The organism is Lichenifustis flavocetrariae, assembly GCF_026130545.1.
Classification (GTDB): Bacteria; Pseudomonadota; Alphaproteobacteria; order Rhizobiales; family Beijerinckiaceae; genus Lichenihabitans; species Lichenihabitans flavocetrariae.
Window position 1 is genome coordinate 1 of record NZ_JAMOIM010000081.1, and the last position, 10862, is coordinate 10862.

Annotated in this window: 13 protein-coding genes; 9 read left to right on the top strand and 4 right to left on the bottom strand. The window is 60.8% G+C overall.

All coding sequences use genetic code 11. The features are described from left to right. The coding region (locus M8523_RS34620; RefSeq protein WP_282589361.1) for an MFS transporter at positions 1-481 on the bottom strand (481 nt) is incomplete at its 3' end. A gap of 201 nt (positions 482-682) precedes the next feature. Here M8523_RS34620 and M8523_RS34625 point away from each other — a divergent pair. From M8523_RS34625 to M8523_RS34655, 7 genes are all read left to right on the top strand, one after another. Further along, entirely contained in the window at positions 683-1690 is a 1008-nt protein-coding gene (locus M8523_RS34625; protein WP_282589362.1) for an SDR family oxidoreductase, read from the top strand. A gap of 347 nt (positions 1691-2037) precedes the next feature. After that, complete coding sequence (locus tag M8523_RS34630) at positions 2038-2622, top strand: exodeoxyribonuclease VII large subunit (RefSeq protein ID WP_345894360.1); 585 nt, start codon at positions 2038-2040, stop codon at positions 2620-2622. Next, positions 2619-2876 carry a hypothetical protein gene (locus tag M8523_RS34635; protein WP_282589364.1) on the top strand — a complete coding sequence of 86 codons (258 nt, stop codon included), beginning with the start codon at positions 2619-2621 and terminating at the stop codon, positions 2874-2876. The genes M8523_RS34630 and M8523_RS34635 overlap by 4 nt, the downstream gene beginning before the upstream one ends. A gap of 220 nt (positions 2877-3096) precedes the next feature. Next, positions 3097-4107, top strand: coding sequence for a 3'-5' exonuclease (locus M8523_RS34640; protein ID WP_428351960.1), 1011 nt, complete (start codon positions 3097-3099; stop codon positions 4105-4107). 345 nt (positions 4108-4452) lie between these two features. Continuing rightward, entirely contained in the window at positions 4453-5283 is an 831-nt protein-coding gene (locus M8523_RS34645) for a hypothetical protein (protein ID WP_282589366.1), read from the top strand. Positions 5284-5877: 594 nt separating this feature from the next. Next, positions 5878-6279 carry a hypothetical protein gene (locus tag M8523_RS34650; protein ID WP_282589367.1) on the top strand — a complete coding sequence of 134 codons (402 nt, stop codon included), beginning with the start codon at positions 5878-5880 and terminating at the stop codon, positions 6277-6279. A gap of 82 nt (positions 6280-6361) precedes the next feature. Beyond that, the gene (locus M8523_RS34655) at positions 6362-6781 is read left to right on the top strand and encodes a hypothetical protein (RefSeq protein WP_282589368.1); all 420 of its coding nucleotides are present in this window, start codon (positions 6362-6364) and stop codon (positions 6779-6781) included. 231 nt (positions 6782-7012) lie between these two features. Here the strand turns inward: M8523_RS34655 and M8523_RS34660 are convergent, their stop codons facing one another. The 3 genes from M8523_RS34660 to M8523_RS34670 form a co-directional block, all read right to left on the bottom strand. Further along, on the bottom strand, positions 7013-7684 hold the full coding sequence (locus M8523_RS34660; RefSeq protein ID WP_282589369.1) for a hypothetical protein: 672 nt from the start codon (positions 7682-7684) through the stop codon (positions 7013-7015). Between the two features lie 263 nt (positions 7685-7947). Then, a complete protein-coding gene (locus M8523_RS34665; RefSeq protein WP_282589370.1) occupies positions 7948-8736 on the bottom strand; it encodes a hypothetical protein in 789 nt (262 codons plus the stop codon). A 1-nt stretch (position 8737) separates the two neighbouring features. After that, positions 8738-9955: a tyrosine-type recombinase/integrase gene (locus M8523_RS34670; RefSeq protein WP_282589371.1), complete on the bottom strand. Its 1218-nt coding sequence runs from the start codon at positions 9953-9955 to the stop codon at positions 8738-8740. Between M8523_RS34670 and M8523_RS34675 the strand changes: the two genes are divergently transcribed. Further along, positions 9943-10218 carry a type II toxin-antitoxin system TacA family antitoxin gene (locus M8523_RS34675; RefSeq protein ID WP_282589372.1) on the top strand — a complete coding sequence of 92 codons (276 nt, stop codon included), beginning with the start codon at positions 9943-9945 and terminating at the stop codon, positions 10216-10218. The genes M8523_RS34670 and M8523_RS34675 overlap by 13 nt on opposite strands. Beyond that, the gene (locus tag M8523_RS34680) at positions 10215-10742 is read left to right on the top strand and encodes a GNAT family N-acetyltransferase (RefSeq protein WP_282589373.1); all 528 of its coding nucleotides are present in this window, start codon (positions 10215-10217) and stop codon (positions 10740-10742) included. Before M8523_RS34675 ends, M8523_RS34680 begins: the two co-directional genes overlap by 4 nt. Positions 10743-10862 lie beyond the last annotated feature (120 nt).

A 10862-nucleotide genomic window follows, 5' to 3' on the forward strand; every position in this document is an offset into this window, starting at 1 on the left:
GCCCGGGACAGAACCGGTCCGGCTTGGTGTCGAGGCTGCCGCGGCGGCCTTGCGCGAGGCTGGCACGACCTGCGGTGAAGGCCTCGTTCCGAGCGACGCGGTCGGCGTAACGGTCGCGGCCGACGAGGCCCAGGGTCAGGGCGGCCACGAGAGGCGCCAGGCTGCTGTCGGCAATGCCGATGAAGACCTGCCCGGCCGCCACGATCCAGAGCTGCTTCGAAGCGGCGACGAGCACCGCGCCGATCGCGATGCAGGCGACGGCCAGGACCACGGCTGCGCGCTTGGCCGCAATGCGGTCGATCAACGCCACGAGCGGCGCCGTCGCGGCGATGCCGGCGATGCCGGCGAGGCTCATGGCGAAGCCGGTGCGGGCGGGATCGAACCCTTGATGCTGGAGGTAGACGCCGAGAAAGGGCCCGAAGCCCTCCCGTGCGCCGGCCAGCGTGAAGTTGAAGGCGTCGAGACCGAATGCTTGGTTCATGCTGGCCATCAGGGCGCGCGCTGTCCGCGACGATGAATTGAACGGCACGCGCCCGAAGGAAATCCGCAAATGCGGAAAATGGTCCCCCAGGACTCCTCTGCTCCGCTGTTGCAGAGTGTCGCGCTCCCCAGGCGTTTGCCGTGTCTGCGCTAGGTTCTTCCGTGCGAGCCCCATCTGCGGTCGCGTTGGATGAGACACTGAATGCGACATCGCCGCAAACCCCTGGCCGAGCAGGTCGTCGTCATCACGGGCGCATCGAGCGGGATCGGACTTGCCACGGCGAAGATGACGGCCGCCCGCGGCGCCAGAGTGGTCATGGCGGCGCGCAACGGCGAGGCGCTCGCGGCGATCCAGGCGGAGATCATCGCGTCAGGCGGTCGCGCCGTCCACGTGGTCGCCGATGTCGGCCGGCGCGAGGACGTTGGCGAGATCGTCGCAGCGGCCGTGACGGCCTATAGCGGCTTCGACACCTGGGTCAACGTGGCTGGACTGACGATCTACGGCAACCTTTGGGAGGTCAGCGACGAAGATAGCGAACGGCTGCTCCGGACCAACTTCTGGGGGACGGTGTATGGCTCGCTCGCGGCCGTGAAGCATCTGCGAACGAAGGGTGGCGGGCTGATCAACGTCGGCAGCGTGGCCTCGGACCTCGCCTTCCCCATGCAGGGGATGTACGTGGCCAGCAAGCACGCCATAAAGGGCTTCACCGACGCGCTGCGTATGGAATTGCTGCAAGCGGGGCTCCCGATCGCGGTCACCTTGGTGAAACCGACGTCGATTGACTCCCCACTTCCGCAGCACGCACGCAACTATATGGATCATGAGCCGTCGCTGCCGCCGCCCATCTACCGCCTTGAGGAGGTCGCCAATGCGATCCTCCATGCGGCCCTGCACCCCCAACGCGACATCATCGTGGGCGGCGGCGGCAAGGCGCTGACGACCCTGAACAGCTTTGCGCCCGGTCTCATCGACCTGCTTGCTCCCGCAGTGACCGCGTTCGAGCAGCGCAGCGAGGCGCCCCGCGATCCGTCCGGCTCCCTCCATTCTCCCAAAGGCGCTGGCCGCGTCCGAGGCGACGCCCCTGGCTACGTCATGCGATCGAGCGCCTACACGCGGGCCAGCCTCAACCCATTTGCAACCCTCGCCTTTGCGGCGGGGTCGCTGGCAATCTTCGCCCTTGCCGGCGCGGCGCGGCGTCGCCGCATGTGATAGCCGCGCTGGCTCAGGTGCACGCGGCCGAACGATCAGAAATACGCTTCTGAGCATTTACGGGTGCGGCGACTGTCATCGTGCCGAAATGTGGACATGCCCGATCAGTGCCGTCGTGGATTGAGGGGGTCGCTGCAAGAAAGTGAGCTGAGTGTACGCCAGACAAGAACAAAGTATGTACGGCTCGTCCGAATTCTTGTCCGTCAATCAAATTGTCCGATTTGTCGACGCCGGGGTGGATGCCGGACATCCAAAGAGTTGACCGCTAAACCCAGGATTTCCGGACGCTTTTCGTTTAACGTACACGGAAGTCACTTTCTTGCAGCGACCCCCATCTGTCTCAGCGGATCCTTGCCTCGGCGGAACGGAGGCTCGCCGTCGTCGCGGCAGAACTGGCGGAAAGCTGGGCCAAGGTCCAGGCAGAGGCCGCAGGCCGTTGCGAACAAGCCGCGCGCGTCGGCGACGACCTCGATCGATTGCACCAGGCCCTGACCTCAGCGGTGCCGCTGCAGATCGAGCGTACGGAAGCCCAAGTCCGCACCCTCATGCGGCACATCGCCGACAGCATCCGGAACGCGGCCAATCGCGTCGACCCCGACGCTCCCATGGCCCGGATCATAGCCAAGGCCGAGACCGCTGTGACGATCGAGAGCCGGGAGAGCGATCGTGTCCTCCAGGACATTGCAGAAGCGGCGGCCCGTCTTCTCGATCATCACGAGATCCTGCTGCAGCAGGCTGACTCCACTTTGGAGACCCTCGACCATGGCGCGATCCTGCGGCGCGGCTTTGCCATCGCGGTTGGTCCCACTGGTCAGGTGCTGCCGACCCGGGCGGCTGCGCTGGAGGCCGGCACCTTTACCTTGGAATTCAGTGATGGCGTGCTGGCCGTCGTCGCTGTGCATCCCCTTGCCAGTTGTGAGACCCACCGATGAATAAGTCCCCAACGTCCCCGCTGCCGGCTCTCGCGCCGACGGCCACTTATGCCGAGGCTTATGCGACGCTCGCGGCGATTGCCGAGCGGCTTCGCTCGACCGGCACCACCGCAACGATTGACACCCTGGCGAGTGACCTGCGTGAGGCGCGTGCCGCCCATGCGGTTTGCCGCGACCGGCTGGCGGCAATCCGGCGCGAGATCGATGCCGAAATCACGGCCGTGCGGGCGGACGAAACCACAGCCGTCGCATGAGCGCGGTATCTTGGAAAGCTGCAGGCCGCCAAACGGCCCCTCGCCAACTCCGAATTCCTGAACGACGAAATCGCGACCTGCCGCTAAGGTGGGTCACGAAAACGGCAGGATTTGAGCTGGTTGGGCTGAAGCGTCTATACAGGCAAACTCGGCGTCCCGGCATGGTGATCCAAGCCGGACTCCGTCGCGGGTCTCCAACAAAGGTGGAGGAGCGGACTTGATCTCGACCTCGACGGGGCCCCACCCGCAGCTTGATCTGTTCGGGGATCTGCACCCGGGTCAAGGCGGGCCTCATGGAACAAGCCGTCATAGCAGCGGCGCGGGACGACGTCGGCGCTCCGCGTCAATCCCGGAGCCCGACACCATGGCCCGTCTTCTGTCCGAACATGAGGATTATCGGGTCCTTCGCCGACTTCTGCCTCGCCCGATCTCTCCAGCGCGCCCGCTTGCGGCGGGCGAAAAGCTCATCGTGATTGTCGATACCGAAACCACGGGGCTCGATCATGCGCGCGATGAGATCATCGAACTCGGCATGGTGGCTTTCATCCACAACCCGAGCGGCTTGATCCTTGACGTCGTTGGCGTGTTCAGCGCTTTGCACGAACCTTCGCGGCCGATCGGCCCGGAGATCACGCGTCTGACCGGCATCACGGCCGCCATGGTGGAAGGCGAGAGGATCGACATCGATGCGGTCGAACGGTTTATCGAAGGCGCCGATCTCGTCATTGCGCATAATGCCGCCTTCGACAGGCCCTTCTGCGAAAGGCTGGCACGCGGCTTTGCTCCGAAGCCTTGGGCCTGCTCGGTCAAGGAAGTCGACTGGGCAGGGTTCGGGTTTGAGGGCGCCAAGCTTGGCTACCTGATCAATCAGTGCGGGTTGTTCCACAACGGCCATCGTGCCGTCGACGACTGCCACGCCCTGCTGGAAATACTGGCTGCCACGCTGCCGGACGCCGCGACGTCGGCCCTGTCTCACTTGATCGCTAGCGCCGAGACAACCCGTATCAGGCTCTGGGCCGAGGGTGCTCCGTTCGAACTGAAGGACGAACTGAAACGGCGAGGCTACAGGTGGGACGCCGGCGGTGACGGACGACCACGATGCTGGTGGGTCGAGGTTGAGGAGAAAGCCTGCGAGGCAGAGATCGCCTATCTCGAGCAGGAAATCTACATGCGACGGGTTCGGCCGCGTGCCCAACGGATCACGGCTTGCGAGCGCTATAAGGCGTTGTGAGCGCCCGGTGAGACCTCCTTGGCGGTGCATCCCATATGGGGAAATGAACCACTTCCTGAGCGACCGCGGTGGGCTCGCCCTCAATCAGGGGTCCAAGAGGCAGTATAGATCCAGGACCGGTTGGAACCCTCGCAGAATAATGTGAGACCTGACCAGGAGCCTACGATCGCGACCACTCCAACGCACCCGCTTGTTCGTGCAACGGCTTTTACCACAAGTTCAAGACTTCGCCGGAAATCCGCGCGGTCAAACGAAAATACACCTTTGTTTTAAGTCACTGATAAAGAGAATGAAAATATGATCCAAACCGGATCTTCCCCCCCTTTAAGAAAAACGGAACTTTCCATGCCTGTCTCCACCATGACCGACCTCAAGGCGATCAAGACGCAAGCGCGTACACTCGATCCCTTCAGCCGCCTTGTGCTCGCAGCCGATCTTCTAACCACGAACAAAACATTCTCTCCCGCCGGGACAGACATTCGCCGCGAGAAACACTTGGCTCCCAATGGCCGTAGGCTCTGGCCAATGATCGGCGGCTCCGATCTTTGCCTCGATGGCTGCTTTGCAGCCTTTGAGACCGACTTGTTCCCTCTGCGCTACAAATCCGGCGAAACGGTCAATCTCGTGGTGATGACCTGCCCGGCCGTCGAAGCCATCGGGCACAAGATTGGTCATCCTGTCCATGTGATCATGATCGGCGATGCCACGCATAAGCCGGCGGGCCTCGCTGCCCTGAGCTACGGAGCCTATGCGGTCGATGATCATTCGGAGGACGATGACATCGTGAGTGGGCCTGAAGCCGGCTACGATCGATGGCGGGCCGTGTCGTTGCAAGCGGAGTTGGAGCGGCCGTATTTTAGCCCGGTCGCGGTCAGCTCGGATGCGATTGAAGTGACGCTTCCCAAAACCATGAGCGCGAGCCGGTTCGAGAAAGAACTGCTTGACGGGCTCGCGCGAAACAACCTTGGAGCCTGGGCCATGCGCGATGAAGGGATCTTCTACTGCGCCAAAGACCTGCAGATTGACCCCCACCTGCTGCAGCGTGCTACGAAATGGAGCGATGGGTCTCTCAGCAAAGCCTCCGCTCTCATGCTGATGAATACAGGCAGCGACATCGACCGGATCGCCAGCGTGATTGAGCGTATGCTGGTCCGGTATGCCTTTGATATCGAATAAGATGTGAACAGGCGGCCGAAGCTTATCATCCTTGGTCCGACATGGCCGCGCTCCTGCGCGGCCATGTCCCAATAAGGCCATCAGGACACAGCGCGCCTCCTTGTGCTGCACATGGTTGGTGCCAAACTAGCCTGAAAATAGAGGACCAAGCTGACGCATTAAGTCTATCAAGTAAGATCATCCCCTTTCAGTTGAATACAATCCAATAGAATTCCATGCTGTTAAGACGCGTCTTTGTAAAATCGGAAAGGGGGTAGATAAGTAAGTAATTATAGTTTTTCCCCTCAGAAAGAACTTCGATAGCAATCGCACGGAGCAAGCTCCGGTCGAACGATCAACAAAGACGAAGCCATTCGTGATGACCCGACGGCATCACGCTTCAGCCTAAGCGCTCCTCACGCGACGCAGGCGATCAAACAGTCACATCACACTACGCCCTGAAGGCGTCATTGATCGGCCTGGCGACCGCAGGCCCTGCCGATGACGCTTGGGTAACGACCTCCGGAAACCTGCCACGGCGATTTATCCGTCCGGACGAGGCCATCTCACACCCACCGTCTCTGAAGAGAGATCCCCCCCCCCAAAGGACATGACATGACAACATTGACCAAAGCCAAATTGCCACGCTCAAAGCGAGCACGATCCAATATCCCGGCCGCCATTCGGGCCCACTACGCCCAGGGCGTTCAGTACAAGACGATCGCACAGCGCGTTGCCGAGATGCAGGACATGGAGCGAGAGCTCACCGAGCACCGCGCGAGAGGCGATTGCAAGGGGAGCGAATTCATCGAGCATACCCTTGCGTTGAATGTTCTGGCAGTCGCGATGAAGCCGCCAGAATCCGTCGCTGAAGCTCGGACGAAAGTGCGACATCTCACCGAGGCTGTAAAGTCACCCGCCTACCATCGCCTGTCCCCGCTCGCTGCCGTCATTATTGATGCCATCGTGGCGTTCGAGGGTCAGGCCGAGATCCCGCTCGACCCACCTGCAGCCTAGGCGAAGACGCCACGCCTATATCCCCCCAAGAGCCACACTCCGCGAGCAGCCCGCTTGCGTCATTCGAAATCGGAGAACTTCAATGAATACAAACGACAACAAAATAGAGTCACAAGCGTCTTCTCTTCCCAATTCAGTGTTTGCCGATTATGTGGCAACGTATCGTGATGTGCCCATGGAGATGTCACTTCTAGCCTGCATGAGGATGGCTGAACAAGTGTATCACCAACTAGAGATTCTGAACAAGGAGAAAAGCGAGGTTACAGCAGGTTGCCTTCATAGTCTAAATTTTCTCTTGGTGATGACCGCTGTAATACCAGCTAAGAGCAGAGCAGAAATCCAAGCCAAGGCATTGTATCTTGGGGGATACCGGCGTTTGTTTAAGACTTGTGATCCACGGCTGTTCGTGATCCTGAATACAGCGATTATTCACGAATGTGAGCTATGGGGCATGGAATCGGTCGATGTGTTGGAGCCTACAAACAATCCACAAATCCACTGACCATCGGAGACGCAATGCTGGTCATGTCAAACAAACCCGGACGTGGCAGAGATTTGCCCACTCAAGGTCTTTAGCAGGCCGGTCCGGCCCGGGTTTTGCGCTGCTGACCGCACACTCTGGCTATCGCTGCGGGGTGACCATTTCGATCCCCCATTCAGATCTCCCCCCTTTATCACGGCATGCAGATTGCGGACGGCGGTAGCCGCAGCCAAGTCGTTGGGCTTCGGCAACTCACGGTTGCTGTAACTTTTTGAGCCTCTTGTCCGCTTGATGCACCGCTATTGGTAGCCGGGCCTTCCATCGCTCGCCACGAGCAAAGTCGGCCCGGGCAAGCCGCACCCGACCCTGACGAAGGATGAGGGTGGCGGCGATGACCTTCGTGTCGACTGCCGGAAGTAAATGGCCGACGCCCGGTCCAGGCGGGGGATCGAAGTCGCAAACGGCTACCGGCATCTCGTTATTGTCGGCGGAAAGCTGCGGCTGATCTGCTTTTGCGGCTTCGTCCTGATCCTGCACCTTATCAGAGTTATCAGTGGAACTTTCGCTGGGCCAGTTCGCGACGTCCGCAAGGAGTGTAGGTTCGGCCGACATTGGTGGGGCTGGTACCTCGGCCTCTTCCGCAGCCTTCGCCTCGATCGCTGGCGCCCGTTTTGGACGGGATCTTGCCTGGACTTTCGGCTCATTCACTGCTGAATCAGCAGCCTCATTGAGCACGGGTAGGACACGTCCAGTCACTTCGGACGGCACGGGCGCGTCCGGCCTTGGTAGCGGCGTCTCCGGCCAAGCAGCAATGAAGGGCTGATCGTCGGCTTGTGGCCACTGGGGCGCGAGCGGCTTCGGAGTAGCGAATTTTCGGCTACCTGACCGAACCTCGACGGTGAAAGGCTTGATGACGCGGCGCAATTGTACGTTCGTTCAGATGAAGATGGTGTGGGTTCTTGCCGCTGGGGGTGTTACCAGGATGCCCAGCTTTGCATCCGGCCCGGCCGTTTCGCTTCCGCCCTTGTGCCAGTGGTGGGTCGTACAGTCCATCATTTTCCTGGGTTTCACAGTCCGATCGACCCATCCGTGCGGCTCCTGCGAGGAAAGGAGGCGGACTGCAAATCATCGTTCACTGCCCGGCAAACTCCGCATTTAGATGTGGTTAATACGAAATGTTCTTATTATCAAAGGCTTGGAAGCCAGCCCGAGGGGGAAGCCCGACGAAGAGTGCCGTCAGGGTTGACGCAGTGGATCCGTCGGGCTCGGATTATATCAAATGAACCGCTCTCACCTGTGCCTTTGCCTCTTGGCCCTCCGGTGATGAGGCCTACCGGAAACCAGCGGTGAAGGCCGTTTCGTTCTCCGTGCATCAGCACCGGCCCTCCGCTGCAGCCGCTTAGATTGAAACCGAGTGGCGGCATTTTACCGTGCATTGGTCCGTCCCTCGCCGGATCGTAGGTAAAAATGATCTCGCTGTCGGTGACATCTTCGACTGCCGGCAGAGCGCCGAAAGCATTGAACTCGGCTGATTGGTCTCGGTGAACAATGCGAATGATCTTAGGAAAGCCAGCCAAGCTGGCCGCTCGCATTCGTTCCGGGACCGGCGGAGGCCAACTGCCGCTACAATCGATCGTGACGGCGTCGATGGCGCGGAGTTCGCCTTCCGACACAGAGAATGTTGCGATATCGAGAGTTTTGTCTCGATCGATCAGAGCGCTGTCCAAATCGAATGACGCAAAGCGAACCTGACACACAATTGACGGTGTTCGGGCACGCGCCGCAGACCATGCTTCGATGACATGGTCTGCCGTGATGCCGACTACTCCGCCTTTGAACCGCAGGAAAAAGCATGACGCGCCTTGCACTTCCTTCGGAAAGGCCAATTCGCGATCATGCCAATAAATCGGCGTGCAAACGCGCAAGGTGAAAAGCGAAATCTCGTTGAGCAGCTCCGGTCCAAGCACGGTCTGCATCCTAAATCACGATCCGTTCGACCTCGTCGAGTGTGATCTGGTCGCTTGTGCGGTCGTAGAGCTTTGTCGTTCGCGGGCTCTCATGTGCCGCCATCGTTTGAGCATTCTCGAGGGTACCACCGTTTTCCAGGTACGCCGTGATGCCTGTCGCGCGAAACGTGTGACAGCCGATCGCGGCTGAGACCCCCGCCGCCTTCGCCCGCCGCACCACCATGCGATAGGTATCGACCCGATGCAGCGCCTCTTCGGTCAACAGCCCTGTTCGGCCGCGGACGGAGCGGAAGAGAGGGCTCTTTTTCGCCTCCTGAATTCCTGCCGCGTGCAGGTAGGCGTCGAGATAGTGCTCGAGGTTATGATGGCAGGGCATCTCGTGGACCTTGCCGCCTTTCTCGTGCAGGCGCACCCACCAGCGCTTGCCTTGCCCATAATAGTCTTCGACCCGCATGGCAACGGCGGCGCCGACGCGGGCGAAGCTGTAAGCCATCAGGGCGATGAGCGCCCGATCGCGCAGGCCGATGAGGGTCGAGGTGTCGATGCTGTCGAGGAGCCGTCGAGCTTCATCCGGGACGAGCACCGGGGTTTTGCCGCGCTTGATGACGTGTTTCGGCGCGCGAACGGAATGGGCGGGGTTGAGGGCGATGACCTGGCCGGTGACGAGATAATCGAACAGCATGCGGATGGCGGCGAGGTGCTGTTTGATGGTCGGCTTTTCGAAGCCGTCCGCCATACTCTTTAGATAGGCGCCGACATGGATGGGCTCGATGTCGCCCAGATCCGGAATGCCGTTCCGGTCACACCAGTCGAAGAAGCAGAGGCAGGCGCGCTGATACGCGGCCCGGGTGTTATCGTTGGCGATCGAGCCGAAGAAATTGGCGAAGCGTTTGGAGGCGCGCGGCCCGGCGCCGGCGACGAGCGCCGGCACGATGATCGGCCGGCCGAAGGCGCCGGACTGGTCAACGGTCGCGAGCGGCAGCGATTTGATTTTCGCAACCGCGCGCGCCGGGTCAGCCGGTTTGATCGGCTTGTTGGCCGGGTCGGTGTTCGGGACGTGGGAGCCGTACTTGATCATGGCAGTTAGTGTAACATAACGTCCTTTATGTTGCATAAACGATCCGCGGGCGGGACGATTCTTTGTACGTTCATGGTACGGATTATATTTGTACGGAATGAAGCCGTATGATACAGTCTGACTGGAAAGGAGATCCCATGCCCCGTCCACATTCCGACAACGGCCGCGTCGAGCTTCGACTCCGGCCCGAAGACAAAGCCGTCCTGACCCGCGCCGCGGCGATCGAGCGGCTCGACCTGACCGGATATATTCTCCGCAATATGCTGCCGCAGGCTGAAGCCGTGATCGAGCGTGAAGAGCGTCTGCAATTATCCGAGCGCGACTCCTTGCACGTGCTGGACCTGCTGGAAAATCCGCCACCCGCACCAGCCCGTCTCATCCGCGCCGCGAAGGCTGGCTTCACGCTCGAATGAACGCGGTCGAATGGACAGAACTACCCATTGACCGATCGCACGATCGCGGCGCTTTCGATTGCGGCGAGGCCGATCTCAATACTTACCTGTTGCGCTATGCCCGGCAGAACCATGAGAGCGGCGGTGCGAAATGTTTTGTGGCTGTGCCGGCCGCGACGCCGACACGGATCCTCGGCTTCTACACGTTGAGCCCTGCCTCGCTGCTCTATGCCCGCACGCCGGCGATCCTCCGCAAGGGACTCGGCCGCTATGACGTGCCGGTGTTTCGGCTGGGGCGATTGGCGATCGACAAGAATGTTCAAGGTCGTGGATTGGGTGGTGCCCTGCTCCTGCGCGCCGCCGATCGCTGCATGCGGGTGGCGGAAGAAGTCGGCGGCGTCGGCATGTTGATCGATGCCAAGAACGACCGGGCAGCAGCGTGGTATGCCGGCTATGGCGCGGTGCTGCTGCTCGACGCATCACTGTCTTTGGTGCTGCCCTTCGCGACAGTCGCTGATGCCGTCGCGGCGGCTCGCTCATTGTGACAACCGTCGAAAAGTGCGGGATCGGCCGCGCGCACTAGAGCCGAGTAATTACCCAGGCCCTTGCCACGCAAGGAAATCGCTGATTCCCTTAGCGAATGAGCCGATTCGATCTTGAGCGTT